Origin of the sequence: Protaetiibacter mangrovi (assembly GCF_024752305.1) — a bacterium.
In the GTDB taxonomy this organism is placed as follows: Bacteria; Actinomycetota; Actinomycetes; order Actinomycetales; family Microbacteriaceae; genus Homoserinibacter; species Homoserinibacter mangrovi.
Genome location: NZ_JANTHX010000004.1, coordinates 301,292 through 326,008 on the forward strand (window position 1 = coordinate 301,292; position 24,717 = coordinate 326,008).

The following is a 24,717-nucleotide window of genomic DNA, read 5'->3' on the forward strand; positions in this document are numbered from 1 at the left end:
AGGCTGCTTCGGCGCGCCACCGCACTGGCGGTGGCCGCCGTGGCGGCGAGCGCGCTGCTTACCGTGGGCGGCACCGCCGAGTCGGCGTCGGCGCTCAGCGGGCACGTGCAGGGAACCGTCTTCCGCGACTACAACCAGAACGGCGTGTACGACTCGACCGTCGGCAGCGACGGGCTCACCGACGCTCCGCTCAAGGGTGTGACGGCCACGGTGTACAACACGGCGGGCACCGCGGTCGGCACCGCCGTCACGAACGCGGCGGGCGCGTACGACATCACGGTCAGCCCCGCGCTGCCCGACAGCACGCGGCTGCGCATCCAGTTCTCGGGGTATCCGGCGACCTTCACCGACTCCTTCGCCGGCACCGGCAACGGCACGAGCGTGCAGTTCACGACCGTGGGGGCGACCGGGGTGAACTTCGCGCTGCACAAGACCACGGACTACTCGCGCGGCACCACCGGCACGCCGCTCATCACCGCGATCCAGGGCAACGGCTCACCCGCGCTGAACTACACGACGACGGGCCTCAATACGGCGGTGCGGAACGTGACGGCGCTCACGGCGATCATGCCGTCCGCCGCCGTGCACACGGCGGCCCCCACGGCAGCCACCTCGCTCGCGACCTTCCAGGAGATCGGCGCCACCTGGGGCGTCGCGATGCAATCCCTCGGTCACACGACCGCCGGCGACCGCTACTACATCTACGCCTCCGCGGTGACCAAACGGCACTCCGACTGGGGACCGCGGGGGATCGACGGCCTCTACCGCATCGAGGTGACCGTCGCGAGCAACGGCACCATCACCCGGAACGGGCTCACGTCCTACGACCTCACCGCGACGGGCGTGAACTACGGCGTCGTGAACATCAACGGGACGACGACCACCGCCGCCCAGGGCGCTCGAGATCTGGCGGACCGGAACACCGGACTCTCCGGCGTGCAGTCGCTCGACACGGGCGCGTACGCGGCTGCCGGCAAGGTGGGCATCGGCGGGATCGCCTATGACGACGGCTACCTCTACGTCGTCAACCTCAACGACAAGCAGGTCTGGCGCTACAACGTCGCGAACTTCGGCCAGGCTCCAACGCTCGTGAGCAACGCACCCGCGCTGACCGCCGCCGAGCGCCCGTGGGCGATCACGGTCAACGGCGGCTCCCTCTACCTCGGCGTCACGAACTCGACCAACCTGGCCACGGGCGCCAAGGTCGTGCAGATCCCGCTGTCCGGTGCCGCGGCCAGCACCGCGCTCACCGTGCCCCTGAACTACACCCGCGGTATCGGCTGGGTCGACGATGATCCGGTCTCCACGACCGTGCTCACCCAGGAAGCAGCCCAGTGGCACACCTGGACCGACAACTACAACACGATCTGGAACGACTCGGACTCGGTCGTCACCTACTTCCGTGCCTGGGCGCAGCCGTTGCTGTCCGGGCTCTCCTTCGACGACGGAGGCAACCTCTCCCTCGGGTTCATCGACCGCTTCAGCTATCAGACCGGCGTCGACGCCCTCTGGCCGACCAGCTACACCGGGTACCAGAGCGGCACCATCAACGCCCTGCCCATCGGCGACGTGCTCTACGCCGGCCGCAACTCCGCCGGCACCCTGTCGATCGAGAACCTCGGCAGCTCGGGCACCAGCACCATCACGACGACGAGCGCCGGCCTCGACACCGTGACCCGCTCGCCGGGCTACGGCGCGGAGGGCGCCGTCTGGGGACAGCCCGTCCGGCAGAACTACCAGCACGGGGGCCGCGAGTTCTTCGAGGACAGCGTCGCCTACAACGGCGCCGGTCGGATCGTGAACTACGAGGGTGTCGTGCACGACGAGACCGCCCTCGGCGCCGTGGCGACCCTCGCCGGCAGCACGCAGCTGACGACGACATCGTTCGACCCGGCCGTCACCTACAACGGCGCCGGGAGCCGCTTCCTGAGCCTCACCGACGGCCACAGCATCGAGGGGTTCAACCAGTACCTGCCCGGAACCGGGTACTTCGGCAAGAACGGCGGCATCGGCGGGGTCGCGTACCTGCTGGCCGACGCCCCCGTCGAGATCGGCAACCGGGTCTGGTACGACGCGGATGCGGACGGCATCCAGGACGCCGACGAACCCGCCATCAACGGCGCCCCCGTGCAGCTGTGGACCGCGGATACGAGCGGCAACCCGGTGACGCAGCTCGCGGCCACCACCACCTCGACCGTCAGCGGCCAGGCGGGCACCTACTACTTCCGCACCGAGGACGCCTCGAGCGGCGGTACCACCGGGTTCGTGAAGAACGCGGACTACGTGGTGGTGTTCCCGAGCGGCACCGCGGCGAGCACCGTCAATCTCCAATGGCCGACCGGCACCTCCGCGACCGTCCAGAGCGCCTTCACGGGTCTCACCTGGGCGCAGATGGTCCGCACGACGGCGACGGCCGGATCCGACACGCTCATCGACTCCAACCCGAACGTCACGACCGGGCGGGCGCCGGTCACGGTCGGCGGCATGGGGGAGAACGATCACTCGATCGACGCCGGCTGGGTGGGCTACAGCACGTTCCGCATCGCGAAGGTCGTGAACGGCACCGGGCCGCCGGGCGCGAGCTACACCTTCACCATCGGGTCGGCGGTGAACTTCCGCGGCGACGACCGGCTCGCGACCTCGGGGCCCGCGACCGCGCCGTACGTCGACACCGTGAGCTACACGGTGGGCGCCGGGCAGACGGTGACGACCACCGAGTCGATCCCCTACGGCTACACGCTCACCGTGACCGAGAACGGGATGCCGGGTGCCGCGATCTCGTTCTCTCCGAACACCGGCGGGGCGGACGACGACACGGGCCGGATCGTGATCTCGCCCACCGGCACCGCCGGCGGCCAACTGCTGACGGCGACCAACAGCTACGCCTCGTTCGCGGTGACCAAGACGCTCTCGCCCACCGCGACGTTGCCGGCCGGCACGAGCTTCCCGATCGAGTACACGATCGGCGGCGGCGCCGTGCAGACCGCGACGGTCGCGGTGGGCACCCCGCTCACGATCACGGGCGCCCCCTACGGGTCGACGGTCCGCATCCGCGAACCCCTCACCGGTCCCTTCACCTGGGGCGGGCTCGTGTGGACCAGCGGCACCTGGACCCAGGGCGCCGCCACGCTGTCGCGGGATGCGGACGGCTGGATCACGCTGACCGCACCGTCGAGCGCGACGCCTCTCGCGCTGACCCTCACCAACCACCCGTACACGCCCCCCGCGCTGCCGTTCACCGGCGGTCTGGGCTCCGACCTGTTCACGATCGGGGGCGCGCTCGTGATCCTCGTCGCCGGCGGTCTCGCGGTGTGGCAGTTCGCGGTGCGTCGCCGGCGTCCCGGAGCCACCCGGGCCTGAGCGGGGCGGGTAGCCGCCTCAGAACAGCGAGGCGCCGAGGTCCGCGTCGCCGCTGATCCCCGGGAGGATCGCGAACGCCGCGGTCGCCGTGGGCGTCGAGAAGCGCATGAGCGCGTCGACCTCGTCGAGGCGCAGCTGGGTGCGGGCGAAGGTCTGCACGTCGTTCTGGTACGAGATGAACACGTGACCGTGGTCGGCCTCGTCGACGCGGTAGCTGTAGCTGCGCCGCAGCATGAGCGGGCTGCCGGTGAACGACGGATGCGCCGCGCGCGCGTGCGCGTGCGGGGGGATCAGCAGCGTACCGTCGGCCGCCTTGGCGCCGAGGTTCACCTGGTCGTCGCGCGCGCCGCCCGAGAGCGGGGCCCCGGTCGACTGGACGCGCCCGATCGTCGCGTCGCGGTCGGCGGGAGCCAGCGCGCGGAAGCCGTCGACGTCGAGCCGGAAGCGGCGCATCACGCAGACGGTGCCCCCGGCGAGTGGACCGTCGGCGATCCAGACGTCGTCCCGGAGCTCCTGCTCGGTGCGCGGCCCGATGATGCCGTCGAGATAGCCGAACGGGTTGCGGGCGACGCCGTCGACCGGGGCGCCGCGGTATCCGAACTCGGACCAGCGGATGCGGGCGCCCTGCACGTGCTCGAGCAGCCACGACGACACCGGTTCGAGCACCGAGGGGTCGGATGCGTTGACGCTCACCAGCAGGTCGCCGCCGCGTCGCGTCGCGGGCAGCTGCGCGTCTCCCGCGAAGTCGGGCAGGGTCACGAGGTCCGCGAGCTCGGGGTGCGCCGTCGCGGCCAGCGCGGTGGCGCCGAGGCCGACGGTGACGGTGAGGTCGCCCGGGCCGTCGGGGGTGAGGTCGGCGAGTCCGGCGGGGTGCGATGTCACCTCGGCGACGCGCGCGCCGAGCGAGGCGAGCGAGGCGCGCAGGGCCCCGGTGTCGACGTCGGCGATCACGAGCAGGCAGTGCTGCTGGGGGAGCGCGGGGCGATCGATGCCGGCCTGATGCGGGCCGGCGGCGGCGACGGCCGACCCCGTCGCGTCCGCGCCGGTGCCCGCGCGGCTCGCCGCGAGCACCCCGGCGGTGCCGAGCGCGACGATCCCCGTCGCACCGGCGCCGGACAGCAGTGCCCGCCGGGTGATCCCCGGTGCGGCAGGCTCGTCCGTCTCCGCGATCTCGTCGTCGGCGCCCCGGGTCATCCGCCCGCTCCCGGGAGTGCGAGCGAGGGAGCTTCGGCGTCGGGGAAGTCGACACCCACCCATCCGTCGTCGAGGTGGAACTCGGCGCGCAGCATCAGGCCGTCGGCCGCCACCCAGATCCGCAGCGGGGAGTCCGAGGTGGCGACGTCGCTGGAACCGGTCTCGAGCGGGGCGTCGCTGGGGGGCGCCGCGAACACCGTCACCGGGGTGCCGTCGACCTCGTCGTCGCGCAGCCAGAGCGCCCCCGACTGCTGCAGCAGCAGCGGGTTGTCGGGTCGGTCCTGCCCGAGCGCGCTGATCGCCGCCAGCAGCGCGTGGAAGGCCGACACGGTCGGGTCGAGCTCCTGGATCTGCCAGCCGGGGTCGTCGGCGGCGGGGATGGGGAGGGCGGGGTAGCCGTCGGCCTCCGGGTCGCGCGGGATCGCCCCGACCGCGGCGTCCGTCCAGAGCAGGGCCTCCGCGCCGAACGAGCCGGTGACGGAGGCGTACCCGACCGCGGAGTCGTAGTCGACCCAGCCGACTACCCGGGTGTCGACGCCCGAGACCGCGAGCTCGGTCGAGAACGGGCGGGTCCCGCGGTCGTAGTTGGTGAAGCGCGCGATGGCCAGCAGCTGCGCCTCATCGCTCGACACGGCGCGCGCGGTGGGCGTCGGATCGGCCTCCGGCACCGCCGTGCAGCCGACCAGCAGCACGGCGAGCAGGCCGAGGCCGAGCAGGCCGGGAGCGCGCCCCGTCATCGCGTTCCCGAGTTGTCGGCGAGCAGACCGGCATCGGGCACGGTCACGGCGTCGAGGTCCGGCATCCGCACCTCGGCGGGCAGCGGTCCGTCGTCGTCTCCTCGCTCCAGCTGCGGCTGATCCCGCGGCGGCGGGACCTTGCGGAAGCTCATCCCCGGCGGCACGTCCGGCCCCGCGAGCTGCGAGGTCGTCGCCTGGTCGCCGTCGTCGCCGTCGCACGCGGCGGTCAGCTGGGCCGCCAGCTCAGCGGGCGCGGTGGTCGCCGTTCCGCTCCAGCAGTTCCCGGATGCGGGGGTGCGCGCCGCCGAGAGGTTGGCGATCGCGACCGGGCCGTCGACGACGTTGCCGGAGAAGCGGTTGCCGGTCGCCGGGATGTCCTCGGTGTTCGTCAGGATGACGTCGGCGCGCGGATTGCCGACCAGCAGGTTCCGTTCGACCACGTTGTCCTGCCCGCCCGAGATGCCGATCCCGGTGGCGAAGCCGCCGTCCGCCTGCTTGGGCGAATCGGAGGAGACGTTGTCGGAGATCACGTTGCCGACGACGGTGTTGCCGCGCTGCGGGGTGAAGGCCTCCTGGTAGCTCGACAGCAGGGTCATGCCCACCCGGTTCCCGGAGAAGCGGTTGCCGGTGATGACGACGGAGTCGCTCGCGTTGGCGTTCTCGAACCCGACGGCGTTCCGCTCGGCGACGTTGCCGGTCACGAGGATGTCGCACTGCTCGCACTGGCCCACGTAGAAGCCGCTGTCGGCCGAGCCGGAGGCGTAGGAGTCGCGGATGACGCCGTGCTGCGAGTTGAACGCGTAGATGCCGTAGAGGCCGTTGTTGTAGGCCGTGACGTGGTCGACGAGGAAGCGCTGCAGCGGGGGGAACTTCTCGGGATCCCAGCCCGTGTAGCCGTCCTCTCCCGGCGTCGCGGGGCCGTCGCCGTCGTGCAGCCCCGAGACGAGCACCCCGTAGAAGGTGGCCCCGGTGACGGTGAGGTTCTCGATCCGCACGCCGTCGGCGATCGCGACGATGCCGTAGGGCCGGATGCCGCCCCCGTCGACCACGGTCGCGTTGCGGTCCTCGCCGCGGATCGTCACATCCGCCTTGTCGATCACGAGCTGCTCGTCGTAGCTGCCCGCGGCGACGAGGATGGTGCCGCCCGGGCTGACGAGCTCGACCGCCGCGGCGAGGGTCGCCGCATCCGCCGGCACGTGCACGAGCTCCTTCGTGGCCGCCCCGGAGGCGCACCCCGCCAGTCCCGCGGCGACCAGTGCGGCCGCGAGCAGGGCGGCGGGCAGGCGTCGGGACACGGGGCCAGTGTAGACAGCGCGACCTCGGCAACCGCCGCACGGTCGGGGCCCGCTCGGCATTGCGACCACAACGGGGGGGCGTGCCCGGCGGAAGCGCCGCCATAGACTCGCAGACGTCGTGAGGGTTTTACCCGACCCGTCGCCGCTTACCCCGGTGCACGACACCCGACCCGAAATCTGGAGACGCATGCGTCGCACCACCGTGGTCGCGCGCGCCTGCGCGCGACCGTCCACCCCTGCCCGCCGGGCGCGCGTGGACGATCCGCCAACCTGGCCCCTGCTCCGGGGGCCCTTCGTCGTGCCCGCGTCCTCGCTGGTCTGACATCGCACCACCCGTCCTGTTGAACCCGAACACAGAGAGATGGACATGACCACCATCAGCACGCACAGCCGCACCCGACGCGCTGTCGCCGCCGCGGCCGCGCTCGCCGTCGGCCTCCTCGGCGCCGCCGGCCTCGCCGGCTCGGCATCGGCAGCCCCGATCGGCGGCGTCGGCAACATCGACGCCGCGCAGGACGGGCACGGCTCGCTCGTCATCACGAAGTACGAGAAGTCGGCCACCAACGGCGCCACCGCCGGCGACGGCACCCCGACCACCGTCTCGGGCACCACGATCGACGGCGTCACCTTCTCGCTGACCCCGGTCGTCACCGACCCGGCCGGCACCCGCCTCGACCTGCTCACGGATGCCGGATGGCAAGCCGCCGGCGCCATCGAGGCCGCCTGGTCCGCCAGCGCGCCGACCACCTTCATCGCGGGCTACACCACCGGCACCGCGACGACCCAGACGACCGCCGGCGGCGGTATTGCGACCTTCGCGAACCTCCCGTTCGGTCTCTACCTCGTCCAGGAGACGACGCCGCTCGCCGAGGGCATCACCGACCCGGCCCAGCCGTTCCTCGTCACCATCCCGTTCCCGACGGCCACCCTCGCCGGCAACACCAACGAGTGGCTGTACACGGTCAACGTCTACCCGAAGAACGCGGTCACCGACCTGACCAAGCAGGTCATCACGACCGACGCGGCCTTCTACACCGAGGCGAGCTACGTGAGCTGGACGGTCGCCGCGGCCGTGCCGCAGCTGCCCGCCGGTCAGGACCTGACCCAGTTCCGACTCGAGGACACCATCGACACCGCCGACCTCGCGTTCGTGCCGGTCGCCACGGCCACGCCGACCGGCGTCTCGGGTTACGCGGTGCGCGCCTACGCGGCCGGCAGCTCGACCCCGCTCGCCGGGCTCACGAGCTCGATGTACTCGATCGACGAGTCCGCCGCCGCGACCGGTACCGTCCAGCTCGTCTTCAACGCGACCGGTCTCGCCTACCTCCAGGCGAACGCCCAGGGCGGAAGCGTGCAGTTCGACGTGCCGACCGAGGTCGTCACGCCCGGCATCAAGACCCTCGTCAACGACGTGACCTCGTACATCAACTCGTCGACGCTCGACGCCGACGCGGAGCAGCCGTTCGGCGAGCTGCTGATCTTCAAGTACGCGACCACGTCCGGCGCCACCCCGACGCAGACCCCGCTGAGCGGTGCGAAGTTCCGCCTGTACTCCGACACCAGCGGCGACGGCGTCGCCGACGCGGGCGAGCTGGTCACCATCGACGGCGAGACCGAGTGGGAGGTCACGAACGTCGACGGCGAGCTGACCATCCAGGGCATCAAGCCGGGCGACTACCTGCTCGTCGAGTCCGCCGCCCCGGCCGGGTACCGCACGCCGAGCGGCGCCTCGCTCGGCAGCGTCGACAACCCCTACGACGTCACCGTCGTCGAGGGCGCCGCGGACTCCGCGACGGCCGTCAACTACCAGGCGGTCGAGAACTACCAGGTCGCGCCGTGGGAGCTCCCCTTCACCGGTGGCAACGGCGTGGTGACGTTCAGCCTCGTGGGTGCCGGCCTCATGGCCCTGGCCCTCGGATTCGCCTTCGTGGCGTTCCGTCGCCGGAAGCAGGCCGAGCAGCACTGATCCCGTGCTGAGACGATGGCGGGGGCGTCCACGGATGCCCCCGCCATCGCCATGAGGAGAACATGACCGCCGTCGCGGACGTACGCCACCGCCGCCGAGCCCCACGGGGCTGGCGGATGCCGTGGCTCGCGTTCGCCACGGCGGTCGTCTTCTTCGCGGGCACCACGGTGTTCCTCGCCCCGACGATCGCGAACTGGTTCTCCCAGGTCGAGCAGGCCCAGCAGATCATCGATCTCGACCACGGTGTGGAGGACCTCGGCACCCAGGCCCGCCACCACGCGATCGAGCAGGCGAAGCTGTACAACACCACGCTCGTCGGCGGCGCGATCGTCGCGGCGAACGAGCGCATCCCGGTCTCCTCGGATGCGGTGGACCCCGCCGCCCACCTGGACTACGACCAGCTGCTCCGCGCCGACTCGCACGGGCTCATGGCGCGGGTCAAGATCCCGGTGATTGGCGTCGACCTGCCGGTCTACCACGGCACCGCCGACGAGACCCTCGCGGAGGGCGTCGGCCACCTCGAGGGCACCGCCCTCCCGGTGGGCGGCATCGGCACCCGCGCCGTCCTGACGGGGCATCGCGGCCTCGCGACCTCGGAGCTGTTCACCAACCTCGACAAGGTGCAGATCGGCGACACCTTCACGATCGAGGTCTTCGGCGAGGTGCTCACCTACCAGGTCGTCACGACCGAGGTCGTCGAGCCCGAGGACTCCAAGGCGCTCTACCCGGACCCGGACCGCGATCTCGTGACCCTCGTCACCTGCACCCCGCTCGGCATCAACAGCCACCGCATCCTCGTGACGGGACAGCGGATCCTGCCGACGCCCGCCGAGGACCTCGCGAAGGCGGGGGCGGTGCCGACCATCCCCGGCTTCCCCTGGTGGGCGGTCATCCTCGGCGCCGTCCTCGTGCTCGGCGCTCTCTACGTCTGGCTGTCGGGCCGGGCGCCGCGCCGCACGCGCCGAGCGGCCGCCCGCCCGGCCCCCTCCGACGAGGACGCCGCACCCGCTCCGTAGCGGTGCCGATCGCGCCCGCTGTCAAGGGGCTGGTCGCCCACGGCCCGGTCGGCGAGAGTCGCACGCATGGTGAGGCTGCGGCGCACGCGGATCGGGGAGCCCGGGATCCGCCGGGTGCGATCGGGCCGCGGTTTCCGCTATCTCCACGCGGACGGCACGGCCGTCGATGCGGAGCTGCGCGACCGCATCGAGGCGCTCGCCGTGCCGCCCGCGTGGACGCAAGTGTGGATCAGCACCTTCCCGAACGGCCACATCCAGGCCACCGGCACGGACGCGGCGGGACGCAGGCAGTACCTCTACCACCCGAGCTGGCGCGCGCAGCGCGACCGGCAGAAGTTCGACCGCGCGCTCGCCCTCGCCGAGTCGCTGCCCGCTGCCCGCCGCGGGGTCACGGTCGACCTGCGGCGCGAGGGGCTGCCGCGCGAGCGGGCGCTCGCTGCGGCGTTCCGCATGCTCGACACGGGTCATCTGCGCGTCGGCTCCGAGCGCTACGCGCTCGAGCACGGCTCGGTCGGGCTGTCGACCCTCCTCGGCGCGCACGTCACGGTCGCCGGCGGTGAGACGGTCCGGCTCGACTTCCCCGGGAAGAGCGGACAGGAGTGGGCGTCCGAGATCCGCGACCCGGACCTGGCGTCCGCGGTCGCCGACCTCAAGCGTCGCGGGCCGCGCGCGCATCTGCTCGCCTGGCGCGACGACCGCGGCGTCCACCTGGTCCGCGCCGACGACATCAACGCCGACATCCGGGTGCGGACGGGAGGCGATTTCACGGCGAAGGACTTCCGCACCCTGCACGGCACCTCGGCCGCGGCCATCGCGCTCGCGAAGACCGGTGCGACGACGAGCGAGGCGGCCCAGGACCGGGCGATCGCGGCGGCGGTGCGCGCCGCGGCGGAGCTCCTCGGGAACACGCCCGCCGTCGCCCGCGCGAGCTACGTCGACCCGCGTCTGATCGACCTCTACCGCGACGGGGTCACGATCGACCCGGACCGCACCGGATCCGTCGAATCGGAGCTCCGGATGCTGCTGTTCGACTGAGCTCCCGCGCGCGACACGCCCGGGTTGCAGCAAATGCGGTGATGTGGCAGACTTTCATGGTTCAACACGCCGCGCATCCGTGTGCGGCTCACTCCTCTGGCAGTGCACAGCCCCCGATCCTCAGGATCGGAAGCGGCTGGGCCGCGAGGAGAAGAACGAAGCTTCAATCGAATCCCGGATCCCGAAGGGGAGACGCGTGCGCCTGTGCGCCGCGGAACCGCTCGAGAGCCGGAGATTGACAGAAGAACAGCGGTGCGCATCGAAGGATGCGCGGATGTGCGGGCCGGGATCGGTGCCGTACGGGAACAAGGAAGAGAGCTGACCATGGCGGGACAGAAGATCCGCATCCGGCTGAAGTCGTACGACCACGCCGGCCTCGATGCATCGGCGCGCAAGATCGTCGACACCGTGACCCGTGCGGGCGCGACCGTCGTCGGCCCCGTGCCCCTCCCGACGGAGAAGAACGTGGTCGTCGTGATCCGTTCGCCGCACAAGTACAAGGACAGCCGCGAGCACTTCGAGAAGCGCACCCACAAGCGCCTCATCGACATCATCGACCCGACGCCCAAGGCCGTCGACTCGCTCATGCGCCTCGACCTGCCCGCCGACGTCAACATCGAGATCAAGCTCTAGCCCGAGCTGAACCCGGAAGCCAGAAGGAAACCCATGTCTGCTGTGAAGACGACCAAGGGTCTGCTGGGCACCAAGCTCGGCATGACCCAGGTCTGGGACGACAACAACAAGCTCGTGCCCGTGACCGTGGTCCAGATCACCCCCAACGTCGTGACCCAGCTCCGCTCGGTCGAGAAGGACGGCTACGAGGCCGTCCAGATCGCCTACGGCGCCATCGACCCGCGCAAGGTCAACAAGCCCGCGGCCGGTCACTTCGACAAGGCGGGCGTCACGCCCCGCCGCCACCTCACCGAGGTCCGCACCGCCGACGCCGCCGAGTACTCGCTCGGCCAGGAGATCGCGGTCGACATCTTCGAGGCCGGCCAGCTCGTCGACGTCGTCGGCACGAGCAAGGGCAAGGGCTTCGCGGGTGTCATGAAGCGCCACAACTTCAAGGGCGTGTCGGCCTCGCACGGTGCGCACCGCAACCACCGCAAGCCCGGTTCGATCGGCGCCTCCTCCACCCCCAGCCGCGTGTTCAAGGGCATGCGCATGGCGGGCCGGATGGGCGGCGAGCGCGTCACCGTGCAGGGCCTCAAGGTCCACTCGGTCGACGTCGAGAAGGGCCTCCTGCTGGTCAAGGGCGCCGTTCCCGGTGCCCGCGGCCGCATCGTCTTCGTCCGCAACGCCGTGAAGGGTGCCTGATCATGGCCGCTACCACTCTCGATGTCGTGGATCCCAAGGGTAAGAAGGCCGGTTCGGTCGAGCTCCCCGGTGCGATCTTCGACGTGCAGACCAACGTCCCCCTCATCCACCAGGTCGTGACGGCCCAGCTCGCCGCGGCGCGCCAGGGCACCCACAAGACCAAGGGTCGCGGTGAGGTCTCCGGCGCCGGCCGCAAGCCGTTCAAGCAGAAGGGAACCGGTCGCAGCCGTCAGGGCTCGATCCGCGCCCCCGAGCACACCGGCGGTGGCGTCGTGCACGGACCGGTGCCGCGCGACTACTCGCAGCGCACCCCCAAGAAGATGATCGCCGCGGCTCTGCTCGGCGTCATCTCGGACCGCGCCCGCGGCGAGCGCCTGCACGTCGTGTCGAGCTTCGGCGTCGACGCGCCGTCGACCAAGGCGGCCGTCGAGGTCCTCGCGGGCCTCGGTGCGACCAAGAACGTGCTCGTGGTCCTCAACCGCGACGACGAGAACGGCGCCCTGAGCGTCCGCAACCTCTCGTACGTGCACGTGCTCTACGTCGACCAGCTCAACGCGTACGACGTGGTCGTCTCGGACGACATCGTCTTCACCCGCGCCGCCTTCGACGCCTTCGTGGCGGCGAAGAGCGCCAAGACCGAGGAGGCTGCCCAGTGAGCGGCTACAACAAGGACCCGCGCGACATCATCATCGCGCCGGTCGTGAGCGAGAAGAGCTACGGGCTCATCGACGAGGGCAAGTACACCTTCATCGTCGACCCGCGCTCGAACAAGACCGAGATCAAGCTGGCGATCGAGAAGATCTTCGGCGTCAAGGTCGCCTCGGTGAACACCATCAACCGCGTCGGCAAGACCCGCCGTACCCGGTTCGGCATCGGCAAGCGCAAGGACACCAAGCGCGCCATCGTCACGCTCAAGTCCGGCTCGATCGACATCTTCACGGCTGTCGGCTAAGGACCAGGGAAAGAAATCATGGCCATTCGCAAGTACAAGCCGACGACCCCCGGTCGTCGCGGCTCGTCGGTCGCCGACTTCGCGGAGATCACGCGCTCGACGCCCGAGAAGTCGCTGCTGAAGCCGCTGCCCAAGACGGGTGGACGCAACAACACCGGTCGCATCACGACCCGCCACATCGGTGGTGGGCACAAGCGCCAGTACCGCGTCATCGACTTCCGTCGCAACGACAAGGACGGCGTCAACGCCAAGGTCGCGCACATCGAGTACGACCCGAACCGCACGGCGCGCATCGCTCTGCTGCACTTCGTGGACGGCACGAAGCGCTACATCCTCGCGCCGAACAAGCTGAACCAGGGCGACATCGTCGAGAGCGGTGCCGGCGCCGACATCAAGCCCGGCAACAACCTGCCCCTCAAGAACATCCCGGTGGGTACCGTCATCCACGCGATCGAGCTCAAGCCCGGTGGGGGCGCCAAGCTCGCCCGCTCGGCCGGCGCCTCGGTGCGTCTCGTCGCCAAGGACGGCCCCTACGCCCAGCTGCGTCTGCCCTCGGGCGAGATCCGCAACGTCGACCTGCGCTGCCGCGCGACGATCGGCGAGGTCGGCAACGCCGAGCAGTCGAACATCAACTGGGGCAAGGCCGGCCGCAAGCGCTGGAAGGGCGTGCGCCCGACCGTCCGCGGTGTCGCGATGAACCCGATCGACCACCCGCACGGTGGTGGTGAGGGCAAGACCTCCGGTGGTCGCCACCCGGTCAGCCCGTGGGGTCAGCCCGAGGGACGCACCCGTCGTCCCAACAAGGAAAGCGACAAGCTCATCGTCCGTCGTCGCACCGTCGGCAAGAAGCGCAAGTAGAGGTAGTAGAAGATGCCGCGCAGTCTCAAGAAGGGCCCCTTCGTCGACGAGCACCTGTACCGCAAGGTCCAGACTCAGAACGAGGCCGGTTCCAAGAACGTCATCAAGACGTGGTCGCGTCGCTCGATGATCGTCCCGGCCATGCTGGGCCACACGATCGCCGTGCACGACGGTCGCAAGCACATCCCGGTCTTCGTGACCGAGACCATGGTGGGTCACAAGCTCGGCGAGTTCGCGCCGACGCGCACCTTCCGTGGACACGAGAAGGACGACAAGAAGGGTCGTCGCCGCTGACGCGGTGACTGAGGAGGAAGAGAAATGGTGGAGTCGATCGCCCGCGTGCGACACATCCGCGTGACGCCTCAGAAGGCCCGTCGCGTCGTGGACCTCATCCGCGGCAAGCAGGCCCAGGAGGCGCTCGCCATCCTGAAGTTCGCCCCGCAGGGCGCGAGCGAGCCGGTCTACAAGCTCGTGGCGTCCGCGATCGCGAACGCCCGCGTGAAGGCGGACGCCAGCAACACGTTCCTCGACGAGGCCGACCTCGTCGTGGCGCGCGCGTTCGTCGACGAGGGCACCACGCTCAAGCGGTTCCAGCCGCGTGCCCAGGGCCGCGCGTTCCGCATCAACAAGCGCACCAGCCACATCACCGTCGTGCTCGCCACGCCGGACGAGCTGGTCACCGGCGCTTCCGCTGCGAAGAAGGCAGGTAAGTAATGGGCCAGAAGGTCAACCCCTACGGCTTCCGTCTGGGCATCACCACCGACCACGTGTCGCGGTGGTTCTCCGACTCGACCAAGGCCGGTCAGCGCTACGCCGACTTCGTGGCCGAGGACGTCAAGATCCGCAACCTGCTGAAGTCGAAGCTCGACCGCGCCGGCGTCGCGAAGATCGAGATCGAGCGCACCCGCGACCGCGTCCGCGTGGACATCCACACGGCGCGCCCGGGCATCGTCATCGGCCGCCGCGGCGCCGAGGCCGAGCGCATCCGCGCCGACCTCGAGAAGCTCACCGGCAAGCAGATCCAGCTCAACATCCTCGAGGTGAAGAACCCCGAGGCCGAGGCCCAGCTCGTCGCCCAGGGCATCGCGGAGCAGCTCAGCGCCCGTGTCGCGTTCCGTCGCGCCATGCGCAAGGGCCTCCAGGGTGCCCAGCGCGCCGGCGCCAAGGGCGTCCGGATCCAGGTCTCGGGCCGCCTCGGCGGCGCGGAGATGAGCCGCTCGGAGTTCTACCGCGAGGGCCGCGTGCCCCTGCACACCCTCCGCGCGAACATCGACTACGGCTTCTACGAGGCCAAGACCACCTTCGGCCGCATCGGCGTGAAGGTCTGGATCTACAAGGGCGACATCACCAACAAGGAACTCGCTCGCGAGCAGGCGGCTCAGAAGTCGTCGCGCCCCGAGCGTCGTGACGGCGCGCGTCGTGGCCCCCGGGCCGAGGCCGCCGCAGGAGTCGAGGCGTAATCATGCTCATCCCCCGTAAGGTCAAGCACCGCAAGCAGCACCACCCGGGTCGTTCCGGGCAGGCCACCGGCGGCACGAAGGTCACCTTCGGCGAGTACGGCATCCAAGCCCTCACTCCCGCCTACGTGACCAACCGTCAGATCGAGTCCGCTCGTATCGCCATGACCCGTCACATCAAGCGCGGCGGCAAGGTGTGGATCAACATCTACCCCGACCGTCCGCTCACCAAGAAGCCCGCCGAGACCCGCATGGGTTCGGGTAAGGGCTCGCCGGAGTGGTGGGTCGCCAACGTCAAGCCCGGCCGGGTCCTCTTCGAGGTCTCCGGCGTCAGCGAGGAGCTCGCCCGCGGCGCGCTCACCCGGGCCATCCACAAGCTGCCCCTGAAGGCACGCATCATCAAGCGCGAGGAGGGCGACGCATAATGGCCGTCGGATCCAAGGAGCTCGCCCCTGTCGAGCTCGACACCTTCGAGGACGAGCGTCTCGTCGACGAGCTGAAGAAGGCCAAGGAGGAGCTGTTCAACCTGCGCTTCCAGGCCGCCACCGGTCAGCTCGAGAGCCACGGTCGCCTGCGCGCCGTGAAGCGCGACATCGCCCGCATCTACACCGTCATCCGCGAGCGCGAGCTCGGCATCCGTGCCACGCCCGCCCCCGTCGAGGTGCCGGCGAAGAGCGCCGCGAAGAAGACCACCAAGAAGTCGGAGGCCGCCGAGGCCCCCGCTGACACCGCCGAGGAGGCGAGCGAGTAATGGCAGAGACCAAGAAGGCCGCCGTGAAGGCGGCGCCCGGTCACGAGTCCGCCGCGCACGACGTGAAGGACGCGGACGCCCGCGGCTACCGCAAGGTGCGTCGTGGCTACGTCACGAGCGACAAGATGGACAAGACCATCGTCGTCGAGGTCGAGGACCGCGTGAAGCACCCGCTGTACGGCAAGGTCATCCGCCGCAGCTCGAAGATCAAGGCCCACGACGAGCAGAACACCGCCGGCATCGGCGACCTCGTCGTCATCTCGGAGACCCGTCCGCTCTCGGCGACGAAGCGCTGGCGTCTCGTCGAGATCGTGGAGAAGGCGAAGTAACCCATGATCCAGCAGGAATCCCGCCTCAAGGTCGCCGACAACACCGGCGCCAAGGAGCTGCTCACCATCCGCGTGCTCGGCGGCTCCGGCCGTCGCTACGCGGGCCTCGGTGACGTCATCGTCGCCACGGTCAAGGACGCGATCCCCGGCGGCAACGTGAAGAAGGGCGACGTCGTCAAGGCGGTCGTCGTCCGCACCAAGAAGCAGACGCGCCGTCCCGACGGCTCGTACATCAAGTTCGACGAGAACGCCGCCGTCATCCTGAAGAACGACGGGGACCCCCGCGGGACCCGCATCTTCGGACCGGTCGGCCGTGAGCTCCGTGACAAGAAGTTCATGAAGATCATCTCGCTGGCCCCGGAGGTCATTTAGTCATGGCGAACATCAAGAAGGGCGACCTGGTCCAGGTCATCGCCGGCCCCACGCAGGAGCGCGGCGGAGACCGCGGCAAGCAGGGTCGCGTGATCGAGGTCCTGACGGGCCAGGACCGCATCGTCGTCGAGGGCGTCAACTACGTCACGAAGCACGTGCGCGTCGGCCAGACCCAGCGCGGCACCAAGACCGGCGGCATCGAGACCCACGAGGCCCCGATCCACGTCTCGAACGTGGCGCTCGTCGACCCCAAGACCAAGAAGCCCACCCGCGTCGGTTTCCGCGAGGAGACCGTCGAGAAGGACGGCGTGAAGAAGACCGTTCGCGTGCGCTACGCGAAGAAGTCCGGAGAGAAGATCTGATGGCGAACGCGACTGCCGCGGTGGCTGGCAAGAACCAGCCCCGCCTGAAGCAGAAGTACCGTGACGAGATCACCAAGACCCTGACCGAGGAGTTCGGCTACGCGAACCCCATGCAGGTCCCGGGTCTCGTGAAGATCGTCGTCAACACCGGTGTCGGAGAGGCCGCCCGCGACTCCAAGGTGATCGACGGGGCCGTCAAGGACCTCACGCTGATCACCGGCCAGAAGCCGCAGGTCACCAAGGCCCGCAAGTCGATCGCCCAGTTCAAGCTGCGCGAGGGCATGCCGATCGGCGCCCACGTGACGCTCCGCGGCGACCGCGCGTGGGAGTTCCTCGACCGACTGCTGTCGCTCGCGCTTCCCCGCATCCGCGACTTCCGCGGCCTCTCGCCGAAGCAGTTCGACGGCAACGGCAACTACACCTTCGGTGTGACCGAGCAGTCGATCTTCCACGAGATCAACCAGGACCAGATCGACCGCGTGCGCGGCTTCGACATCACGGTCGTGACCACCGCCAAGACGGACGACGAGGGTCGGGCTCTGCTCCGCGCGCTCGGCTTCCCGTTCAAGGCCGAATAAGCCCCGCATCCCGCGGGATTCAAGAAGGTCGGCTCCGGGTGAACCCGGCGTCGAAACCGATTGAGATAAGGAAACCAACGAAATGACGATGACAGACCCGGTCGCTGACATGCTGACCCGTCTGCGCAACGCGAACCGCGCCTACCACGACACGGTCTCGCTCCCCAGCAGCAAGCTCAAGACCCACATCGCCGAGATCCTCCAGCGCGAGGGCTACATCTCCGGCTGGAAGGTCGAGGACGCGCGCGTCGGCCAGACGCTCACGATCGACCTCAAGTACGGCCCGAACCGCGAGCGGTCGATCGCCGGCATCAAGCGCGTCTCGAAGCCGGGTCTGCGCGTCTACGCGAAGTCGACCGAGATCCCCCACGTGCTGGGCGGTCTGGGCGTCGCCATCCTGTCCACCTCCTCGGGCCTCCTCACGGACCGCGAGGCGAGCAAGAAGGGCGTCGGCGGGGAAGTCCTCGCCTACGTGTGGTGATCTGACATGTCTCGTATCGGACGCCTCCCCATCGCCGTGCCCGCGAACGTCACCGTGACGATCGAGGGCCAGGACGTCACCGTCAAGGGCCCCAAGGGCGAGCTCGCGCTCACCGTCAAGAGCCCCATCGAGGTCAAGCTCGAAGACGGCCAGGTGCTCGTCACCCGTCCCGACGACGAGCGCGAGTCGCGCTCGCTGCACGGCCTCACCCGCACCCTCATCGCGAACCAGATCATCGGCGTGACCGACGGCTACTCCAAGAGCCTCGAGGTCGTCGGCACCGGTTACCGCGTGGCGGCGAAGGGCAGCTCGGTCGAGTTCGCGCTCGGCTACTCGCACCCCATCACCGTCGACCCGCCCGCCGGCATCACCTTCGAGGTCGAGGGCAACAACAAGCTCCACGTCCGCGGCATCGACAAGCAGGCCGTGGGCGAGGTGGCCGCCAACATCCGGAAGCTGCGCAAGCCCGAGCCCTACAAGGGCAAGGGTGTCCGCTACTCCGGTGAGGTCGTCCGCCGCAAGGCCGGAAAGGCTGGTAAGTGATCATGGCTGCCATCAGCAAGTCGGCGCAGCGCAACCGTCGCCACGCACGTCTGCGCAAGCGCATCGCCGGGACCGCGGATCGTCCGCGTCTCGTCGTCACCCGTTCGGCCCGCCACGTCTTCGTGCAGGTCGTCGACGACAGCAAGGGCCACACCGTGGCGTCGGCTTCGACGCTCGAGGCGGACCTGCGCACCTTCGACGGTGACAAGACCGCCAAGGCGAAGAAGGTCGGCGAGCTCGTCGCCGAGCGCGCCAAGAAGGCCGGCATCGACGCGGTCGTGTTCGACCGCGGCGGCAACAAGTACGCCGGACGCGTCGCGGCCATCGCCGAGGGCGCCCGCGAGGGAGGGCTGGAGCTGTGAGCGACGCCACCGAGAACAAGGAGAACCAGGACGTGCAGTCCGAGGAGATCACCGAGGGGCAGGTCGTGGAGACCGCCGCGGGGACGCAGTCGCAGGGTGAGCCCCGCGAGCAGCGCCGCGGCAGCCGCGAGCGCAGCCCCCGCAACGACCGCGGTGCCCGCGGCGGCCGAGAGGACAGCCAGTTCCTCGAGCGCGTCGTGACCATCAACCGAGTGTCGAAGGTCGTCAAGGGCGGACGCCGCTTCAGCTTCACGGCGCTCGTCGTCGTGGGCGACGGCAACGGTCTCGTGGGCGTCGGCTACGGCAAGGCCCGCGAGGTCCCGCTCGCGATCTCGAAGGGCGTCGAGGAGGCGAAGAAGAACTTCTTCCGCGTCCCGCGTGCCGGAGCGACCATCCCCCACCCCGTCCAGGGTGAGGCGGCCGCCGGTGTCGTCCTGCTGCGTCCGGCCGCCGCGGGTACCGGTGTCATCGCCGGTGGTCCCGTGCGCGCCGTGCTCGAGTGCGCCGGCATCCACGACGTGCTGTCGAAGTCGCTCGGCTCGTCGAACACGATCAACATCGTCCACGCGACCGTGACCGCCCTCAAGCAGCTCGAGGAGCCCCGTGCCGTCGCCGCTCGCCGCGGCCTCGAGTTCGAGGACGTCGCGCCGGAGCGCCTCATCCGCGCCGAGGCCGACGCACGCGCCGCCGCTACCGCGAAGGTTGGTGCCTGATGGCCGCGCGTCTCAAGGTGACCCAGATCAAGTCCGTTATCAGCGAGAAGCAGAACCAGCGCGACACCCTGCGCAGCCTGGGCCTCAAGCGCATCGGCGACGTCGTCGTGCGCGAGGACACCCCGGCCAACCGCGGGTACGTCCGCACGGTCGCTCATCTCGTGAAGGTCGAGGAGATTGACTAATGGCTGACGAGAAGAAGCCGGCCGAGAAGAAGGCCGCTGCTCCGAAGGCCGCCGCCGAGAAGGCGACGACCGAGAAGAAGGCCCCCGCCAAGGCCGCGACGACCAAGGCCGCCGCGCCGAAGGCCGCTGCAGCCGAGAAGAAGCCCGCCGCCGCGAAGGCCGCCCCCCAGGCGACCGCCGCGAAGGCCGCGGCCGACAAGCCGGCCGCCGAGAAGGCTCCGGCCAAGGCTCCGGCCAAGGCCGCCGCCCCGAAGGCTGCCGCCGCCAAGGCCGAGGCCGACGCGCCGAAGACGGAGGCCAAGGCCCCCGCCAAGAAGCCGGCTGCCAAGAAGGCCGACGTCGCGTCGCGCCCGCAGGTGCTCAAGGCCCACCACCTCCGCCCCGCCGAGGGTGCGAAGAAGGCCAAGACCCGCGTCGGACGCGGTGAGGGCTCCAAGGGAAAGACCGCGGGTCGCGGCACCAAGGGCACCAAGGCCCGCTACCAGGTGCGCGTCGGCCTCGAGGGCGGCAACCTGAACCAGGTCATGCGCGCCCCGAAGCTCCGCGGTTTCAAGAACCCGTTCCGGGTGGAGTACCAGGTCGTCAACCTCGACCGCCTGGCCGAGCTCTACCCCAAGGGCGGCGACGTGACCATCAGCGACCTCGTCGCGAAGGGCGCCGTCCGCAAGAACGAGAAGGTCAAGGTGCTCGGCACCGGCGAGATTGCGGTTAAGCTGAACGTTGCGGTCGACAAGGTCTCGAGCTCTGCGGAGCAGAAGATCGTCGCCGCCGGCGGCTCCGTCAAGTAGCCATCGGGAAGGTGGCCCCACCCGGGGCCACCTCCTCGCCGCACCGACCCGTGTGCGGCACGCTCCAGAATCTCACCCGGGAGGCGTCGTGTTCAGTGCCGTCGCGCGGATCCTCCGCACGCCGGACCTCCGCCGCAAGATCGCGTTCACGCTGGGCATCATCGCCCTGTTCCGGCTCGGGTCCTTCGTACCCGCGCCCTTCGTCGACTTCGGCAACGTCCAGGCATGTCTCGCGGGCAACGCGGGCGCCTCAGGTCTCTACGACCTCGTCAACCTGTTCAGCGGCGGTGCGCTGCTGCAGCTCTCGATCTTCGCGCTCGGCATCATGCCGTACATCACCGCGTCGATCATCGTGCAGCTGCTGCGCGTGGTCATCCCCCACTTCGACACCCTCTACAAGGAGGGGCAGGCGGGTCAGGCCAAGCTCACGCAGTACACCCGCTACCTGACGATCGCGCTCGGCGTCCTGCAGTCGACGACCCTCATCACGGTCGCCCGCTCGGGTGCGCTGTTCGGCACCTCGACCACCGCCGAGTGCTCGCAGCTGATCGTGCCGGGCGGCGACACCTGGTACGGCATCCTGCTCATGGTCATCACGATGACCGCCGGCACCGGCGTCATCATGTGGATGGGCGAGCTCATCACCGAGCGCGGCATCGGCAACGGCATGTCGCTGCTGATCTTCACCTCGATCGTGGCGCGCTTCCCCGACTCGCTCGGCACCATCGCGCAGCAGCACAACATCGAGACCCTGCTGCTGGTGATCGCCATCGGCGTCGTCATCATGTTCGCGGTGATCTTCGTCGAGCAGTCGCAGCGCCGCATCCCGGTGCAGTACGCGAAGCGCATGGTGGGGCGTCGCACCTACGGCGGCAACAACACCTACATCCCGATCAAGGTCAACATGGCCGGCGTCGTGCCCGTCATCTTCGCCTCGTCGCTGCTGTACCTGCCGGCGCTCATCGCGCAGTTCAACCAGCCGAAGGCCGGCGAGACGGCGCAGCCGTGGGTGCAGTGGATCTCCACGTACCTGACGCGCGGCGACCACCCGCTGTACATGATCCTGTACTTCCTGCTCATCGTCGGGTTCACCTACTTCTACGTCGCGATCACGTTCAACCCGGACGAGGTCGCCGACAACATGAAGAAGTACGGCGGCTTCATCCCGGGCATCCGGGCGGGTCGACCCACCGCCGAGTACCTCGACTACGTGCTCACCCGCGTGACGCTCCCCGGGTCGCTGTACCTCGGGATCATCGCGCTCGTGCCGCTCATCGCGCTCGTGCTCGTCGGCGCCAACCAGAACTTCCCGTTCGGCGGCACCTCGATCCTGATCATGGTCGGGGTCGGCCTCGAGACGGTGAAGCAGATCGACTCGCAGCTCCAGCAGCGCCACTACGAAGGCCTGCTCCGGTGACGGTCCGGTTGCTCATCGTCGGCCCCCCCGGGGCCGGCAAGGGAACCCAGGCGGCCCGCATCGCGGAGCGGTTCGGCATCCCGACGATCTCGACGGGCGACATCTTCCGCGCCAACATCGCGAACGAGACCGAGCTGGGCAAGCGCGTCAAGGCGATCGTCGACTCCGGCGACTACGTGCCCGACTCGCTCACCAACGAGCTCGTGACCGACCGTCTCTCGGAGGCCGACGCGACGACCGGGTTCCTGCTCGACGGCTACCCGCGCACGCCCGACCAGGTGCACTACCTCGACGGGCTGCTCGCCTCGCACGGGCACAAGCTCGACGCCGTGCTGCGCCTCGTCGCCGACCAGGACGAGATCGTGCGCCGGCTGCGGCTGCGCGCGGTCGAGCAGGGTCGCGCCGACGACTCGGAGGACGCCATCCGGCACCGCCAGGAGGTCTACCAGCGCGAGACGGCTCCGCTGCTCGAGATGTTCCGCGAGCAGGGCCTGCTGATCGAGGTCGACGGCCTCGGATCGGTCGACGAGGTGACCGACCGCATCTGGGCGGCCTTCGCCGAGGCCGGCATCGGTTCCGTCGAGGCCTCGGCCTAGTCTCGAGCGGCTCCCCGGGCCGCGTCAGGCGTCGATCAGGCGCGTGAGCTCGGCGACCAGGGTCGGCACGTCGATGGCGCGGTTCACGAGGCCGCGCACGTTGTCGCGGTCGGCGAAGACCTCGACGAGCTGGTCGAAGACCTCCTGGAACGAGGCACGGCCCGACTCGCTGAAGGCGATGAACGCCACCACCTCGACGCGCGCCTCGCCCCACGACATCGAGGTGGAGTTCAGCACGAGGGCGATCGCCGTGCGCTCTGCGGTCATCGCCATCGCGTGCGGCATCGCGAGCCCGTCGGTGAAGGCGGTGGACGAGAGCCTCTCGCGCTCGATCGCGGCGGTGACGTAGGCGTCGTCGACGACGCCCGCGTCCACCATCCGGGAACCCAGCGTGCGGATCATGGACTCGGCGTCGGGGGCGTAGAGCTCGCGGAAGAACAGCCGCTCGTCGAAGTACGACGCCAGGCGCTCCGCGAGGCGTGCCCGGCGCCGCTGCCGTCGCACGCGCGCGATCGCCTGATGGATGGCCTGCGCGTCCGCCTCGCCGAGGAACGGGTGCACCACGATGATGCGCGCATCCGGCGTCGGCGGGTCGATCACCGAGATGACGAGGTCGCCGGGGAGCGCCTCCCAGTCGACGTCCGATCGGGTGTCGAGCTGCTCGATCCGCAGCTCGGCGCCGACGGACGCCTCCACCCGCCGCAGCAGCTCGAGGTGGAGACGGTGGTAGGCGGGCGCGACGATCGTGGCGGTGACCGCCTGATCGGTCTGGCGCTGCTCCTCGAGACGCGAACCGAGGTGCATCGCGAGGTAGGCGATCTCGTCCTCGGGCACCGAGATCCCCGAATCGAGCTGCAGTTCGTGGGCGAGGTAGACCGCGAGCTCGTAGATCATCGGGTAGCCCGACTTGATGGAGCGGGTGAGGGGGTTGCGCGAGAACGAACCCTCCTGGGCGCGGCGCACGAGCTGACGGATGTGCATCGCCAGGCGCAGCAGGAAGTCGTCGTCGCCCTCCAGGTCGACGAGGTATTCGCGCGCCGCCTTCTCGACGATCGCCCGCACGCGCGCGAGCTCGTCGTCGTCCAGGGGCGGCGGACCCGCGTCGATCGGGTCGACCGCGACGCGCGTGCCCAGCAGGAACCCGAGGTAGTCGAGGTCGCCCGGGGGCAGCTGCACGTCGAAGTGGGCGCGCACCAGCTCGTCGATGATCGCGGCGAAGACGCCCTCGTCGGCGACCTCGCGGTCGGGCAGGGCGTGACGCGCCTGGGTGCGGTCGACCGCGATGGCGAGGTGCAGCAGCACGGTGCCCAGCCCGTAGTCGTTGATCTCGTAGCCGTCGGCGACCAGTCGCGCGATCAGCTCGGTCTTGAACGCGGTGAGGTCGCCCGCCGCGAACCAGCTCTCGATCCGGTCGACCTCGCGCATGCCGCGCGTCGCCTCGTCGCGGAACAGGGCGCCGATCAGGCGCCGGCGCGCGGATTCGGCGCCCTCGAGCTGCACGTGCTCCCGGGTGCGCACGATCGTGAGCCCCACGGCTCCGGCGCGGGAACGCGCCCGTGCGAGATCGGATTCGAGGGTCGAGTCGCTCACGTGCAGGTCCTCGGCGAGCGCGTAGACGTCCACCCCCTCCGACTCCGGCGCCGCATCCAGCAGTGCGCGGAGGATGGCCGACACCCGCGCCGCCGGGGTGGAGGAATCGTCGGCGCTCCCCTCGCGCAACCGCCGCGCCCACTCCTCGCGATCGAGGCGGTAGCCGGAGGGGCCGGACTCGATGAGCGGGGTCTCGGCGGCGGCGTTGAGCCCGGACACGTATCCGCGGATGCTGCGGTCCGTGACCCCGAGGCGCGCCGCGAGGTCGGCCGCCGTCACCCAGCCACCGTGCTGGGCGAGCGCATCCGTGAGCTGCTCGCGCCGATCGGCCATCAGTCTCCCGTTCCGCGATCGTCCGCGTGCTCCCAGTCAAGCAAAGTCGCGGGTGCCGCGGGGTTCCTCCGCGCGAGATTTCCGGGGGAGCGGAAGCGCCCGGGCTGGCGCGCCTCCGCAGCCCCGGAGC

General features: G+C 70.0%; 30 protein-coding genes. 26 read left to right on the top strand and 4 right to left on the bottom strand.

What is annotated here, in order from left to right; genetic code table 11:
* Window positions 1-30 precede the first annotated feature (30 nt).
* Window positions 31-3,360 carry an SdrD B-like domain-containing protein gene (locus tag NUH29_RS03615; RefSeq protein ID WP_258797621.1) on the top strand — a complete coding sequence of 1,110 codons (3,330 nt, stop codon included), beginning with the start codon at window positions 31-33 and terminating at the stop codon, window positions 3,358-3,360.
* Between the two features lie 18 nt (window positions 3,361-3,378).
* Here NUH29_RS03615 and NUH29_RS03620 read toward each other — a convergent pair whose 3' ends face one another.
* Genes NUH29_RS03620 through NUH29_RS03630 form a run of 3 tightly spaced genes read right to left on the bottom strand, consistent with a single transcriptional unit; the run spans window position 3,379 to window position 6,586 of the window.
* Complete coding sequence (locus NUH29_RS03620) at window positions 3,379-4,554, bottom strand: Dyp-type peroxidase (RefSeq protein ID WP_258797623.1); 1,176 nt, start codon at window positions 4,552-4,554, stop codon at window positions 3,379-3,381.
* Window positions 4,551-5,291 (bottom strand): hypothetical protein, encoded by a 741-nt coding sequence (locus NUH29_RS03625; RefSeq protein ID WP_258797624.1) that lies wholly within the window; start codon window positions 5,289-5,291, stop codon window positions 4,551-4,553. The genes NUH29_RS03620 and NUH29_RS03625 overlap by 4 nt, the downstream gene beginning before the upstream one ends.
* Entirely contained in the window at window positions 5,288-6,586 is a 1,299-nt protein-coding gene (locus NUH29_RS03630; RefSeq protein ID WP_258797625.1) for a right-handed parallel beta-helix repeat-containing protein, read from the bottom strand. Before NUH29_RS03630 ends, NUH29_RS03625 begins: the two co-directional genes overlap by 4 nt.
* Before the next feature lie 367 nt (window positions 6,587-6,953).
* Here NUH29_RS03630 and NUH29_RS03635 point away from each other — a divergent pair, with 367 nt between their 5' ends.
* The 25 genes from NUH29_RS03635 to NUH29_RS03755 all read left to right on the top strand — a co-directional run bounded on the left by NUH29_RS03635 (window position 6,954) and on the right by NUH29_RS03755 (window position 22,664).
* Window positions 6,954-8,552 (top strand): SpaH/EbpB family LPXTG-anchored major pilin, encoded by a 1,599-nt coding sequence (locus NUH29_RS03635; protein ID WP_258797627.1) that lies wholly within the window; start codon window positions 6,954-6,956, stop codon window positions 8,550-8,552.
* Window positions 8,553-8,614: 62 nt separating this feature from the next.
* Window positions 8,615-9,568 carry a class C sortase gene (locus NUH29_RS03640; protein ID WP_258797629.1) on the top strand — a complete coding sequence of 318 codons (954 nt, stop codon included), beginning with the start codon at window positions 8,615-8,617 and terminating at the stop codon, window positions 9,566-9,568.
* A 66-nt stretch (window positions 9,569-9,634) separates the two neighbouring features.
* Window positions 9,635-10,603 (top strand): DNA topoisomerase IB, encoded by a 969-nt coding sequence (locus tag NUH29_RS03645; protein ID WP_258797631.1) that lies wholly within the window; start codon window positions 9,635-9,637, stop codon window positions 10,601-10,603.
* A 324-nt stretch (window positions 10,604-10,927) separates the two neighbouring features.
* On the top strand, window positions 10,928-11,236 hold the full coding sequence (gene rpsJ, locus NUH29_RS03650) for a 30S ribosomal protein S10 (protein ID WP_120761912.1): 309 nt from the start codon (window positions 10,928-10,930) through the stop codon (window positions 11,234-11,236).
* Window positions 11,237-11,269: 33 nt separating this feature from the next.
* On the top strand, window positions 11,270-11,920 hold the full coding sequence (gene rplC, locus NUH29_RS03655) for a 50S ribosomal protein L3 (RefSeq protein WP_258797635.1): 651 nt from the start codon (window positions 11,270-11,272) through the stop codon (window positions 11,918-11,920).
* Between the two features lie 2 nt (window positions 11,921-11,922).
* On the top strand, window positions 11,923-12,576 hold the full coding sequence (gene rplD / locus NUH29_RS03660; RefSeq protein WP_258797636.1) for a 50S ribosomal protein L4: 654 nt from the start codon (window positions 11,923-11,925) through the stop codon (window positions 12,574-12,576).
* Complete coding sequence (gene rplW, locus NUH29_RS03665; protein WP_258797637.1) at window positions 12,573-12,872, top strand: 50S ribosomal protein L23; 300 nt, start codon at window positions 12,573-12,575, stop codon at window positions 12,870-12,872. The genes rplD and rplW overlap by 4 nt, the downstream gene beginning before the upstream one ends.
* An 18-nt stretch (window positions 12,873-12,890) precedes the next feature.
* Window positions 12,891-13,730 (top strand): 50S ribosomal protein L2, encoded by an 840-nt coding sequence (gene rplB, locus NUH29_RS03670; protein ID WP_258797638.1) that lies wholly within the window; start codon window positions 12,891-12,893, stop codon window positions 13,728-13,730.
* Between the two features lie 12 nt (window positions 13,731-13,742).
* Entirely contained in the window at window positions 13,743-14,024 is a 282-nt protein-coding gene (gene rpsS / locus NUH29_RS03675) for a 30S ribosomal protein S19 (RefSeq protein WP_258797640.1), read from the top strand.
* Between the two features lie 24 nt (window positions 14,025-14,048).
* Window positions 14,049-14,444, top strand: a complete 396-nt coding sequence (rplV, locus tag NUH29_RS03680; protein ID WP_258797642.1) for a 50S ribosomal protein L22 — start codon at window positions 14,049-14,051, stop codon at window positions 14,442-14,444.
* The gene (rpsC, locus tag NUH29_RS03685; protein ID WP_258797644.1) at window positions 14,444-15,190 is read left to right on the top strand and encodes a 30S ribosomal protein S3; all 747 of its coding nucleotides are present in this window, start codon (window positions 14,444-14,446) and stop codon (window positions 15,188-15,190) included. Before rplV ends, rpsC begins: the two co-directional genes overlap by 1 nt.
* 2 nt (window positions 15,191-15,192) lie before the next feature.
* Window positions 15,193-15,612, top strand: a complete 420-nt coding sequence (rplP, locus tag NUH29_RS03690) for a 50S ribosomal protein L16 (protein ID WP_187675417.1) — start codon at window positions 15,193-15,195, stop codon at window positions 15,610-15,612.
* Window positions 15,612-15,938 (top strand): 50S ribosomal protein L29, encoded by a 327-nt coding sequence (gene rpmC / locus NUH29_RS03695; protein WP_308445743.1) that lies wholly within the window; start codon window positions 15,612-15,614, stop codon window positions 15,936-15,938. Before rplP ends, rpmC begins: the two co-directional genes overlap by 1 nt.
* A complete protein-coding gene (gene rpsQ / locus NUH29_RS03700) occupies window positions 15,938-16,267 on the top strand; it encodes a 30S ribosomal protein S17 (protein ID WP_258797647.1) in 330 nt (109 codons plus the stop codon). Before rpmC ends, rpsQ begins: the two co-directional genes overlap by 1 nt.
* Window positions 16,268-16,270: 3 nt before the next feature.
* Window positions 16,271-16,639, top strand: a complete 369-nt coding sequence (gene rplN / locus NUH29_RS03705) for a 50S ribosomal protein L14 (protein ID WP_187675420.1) — start codon at window positions 16,271-16,273, stop codon at window positions 16,637-16,639.
* A 2-nt stretch (window positions 16,640-16,641) separates the two neighbouring features.
* A complete protein-coding gene (gene rplX / locus NUH29_RS03710) occupies window positions 16,642-17,001 on the top strand; it encodes a 50S ribosomal protein L24 (protein ID WP_258797649.1) in 360 nt (119 codons plus the stop codon).
* Entirely contained in the window at window positions 17,001-17,579 is a 579-nt protein-coding gene (rplE, locus tag NUH29_RS03715; protein WP_258797651.1) for a 50S ribosomal protein L5, read from the top strand. Before rplX ends, rplE begins: the two co-directional genes overlap by 1 nt.
* 82 nt (window positions 17,580-17,661) lie before the next feature.
* Window positions 17,662-18,060, top strand: a complete 399-nt coding sequence (rpsH, locus tag NUH29_RS03720) for a 30S ribosomal protein S8 (RefSeq protein ID WP_258797652.1) — start codon at window positions 17,662-17,664, stop codon at window positions 18,058-18,060.
* Window positions 18,061-18,066: 6 nt separating this feature from the next.
* A complete protein-coding gene (gene rplF / locus NUH29_RS03725) occupies window positions 18,067-18,603 on the top strand; it encodes a 50S ribosomal protein L6 (RefSeq protein ID WP_258797654.1) in 537 nt (178 codons plus the stop codon).
* A 2-nt stretch (window positions 18,604-18,605) separates the two neighbouring features.
* Window positions 18,606-18,965 carry a 50S ribosomal protein L18 gene (rplR, locus tag NUH29_RS03730; protein ID WP_258797656.1) on the top strand — a complete coding sequence of 120 codons (360 nt, stop codon included), beginning with the start codon at window positions 18,606-18,608 and terminating at the stop codon, window positions 18,963-18,965.
* A gap of 47 nt (window positions 18,966-19,012) precedes the next feature.
* Window positions 19,013-19,678: a 30S ribosomal protein S5 gene (gene rpsE / locus NUH29_RS03735; protein WP_258797880.1), complete on the top strand. Its 666-nt coding sequence runs from the start codon at window positions 19,013-19,015 to the stop codon at window positions 19,676-19,678.
* Window positions 19,678-19,863 (top strand): 50S ribosomal protein L30, encoded by a 186-nt coding sequence (gene rpmD, locus NUH29_RS03740; protein ID WP_187675426.1) that lies wholly within the window; start codon window positions 19,678-19,680, stop codon window positions 19,861-19,863. Before rpsE ends, rpmD begins: the two co-directional genes overlap by 1 nt.
* Window positions 19,863-20,651, top strand: a complete 789-nt coding sequence (rplO, locus tag NUH29_RS03745; protein ID WP_258797658.1) for a 50S ribosomal protein L15 — start codon at window positions 19,863-19,865, stop codon at window positions 20,649-20,651. Before rpmD ends, rplO begins: the two co-directional genes overlap by 1 nt.
* A gap of 88 nt (window positions 20,652-20,739) precedes the next feature.
* A complete protein-coding gene (gene secY, locus NUH29_RS03750) occupies window positions 20,740-22,068 on the top strand; it encodes a preprotein translocase subunit SecY (protein WP_258797660.1) in 1,329 nt (442 codons plus the stop codon).
* Window positions 22,065-22,664 (top strand): adenylate kinase, encoded by a 600-nt coding sequence (locus tag NUH29_RS03755; RefSeq protein WP_258797662.1) that lies wholly within the window; start codon window positions 22,065-22,067, stop codon window positions 22,662-22,664. The genes secY and NUH29_RS03755 overlap by 4 nt, the downstream gene beginning before the upstream one ends.
* A gap of 24 nt (window positions 22,665-22,688) precedes the next feature.
* On the opposite strand, the gene NUH29_RS03760 is transcribed toward NUH29_RS03755, so the two are convergent.
* The gene (locus NUH29_RS03760) at window positions 22,689-24,587 is read right to left on the bottom strand and encodes a BglG family transcription antiterminator (protein ID WP_258797663.1); all 1,899 of its coding nucleotides are present in this window, start codon (window positions 24,585-24,587) and stop codon (window positions 22,689-22,691) included.
* Window positions 24,588-24,717: the final 130 nt, after the last annotated feature.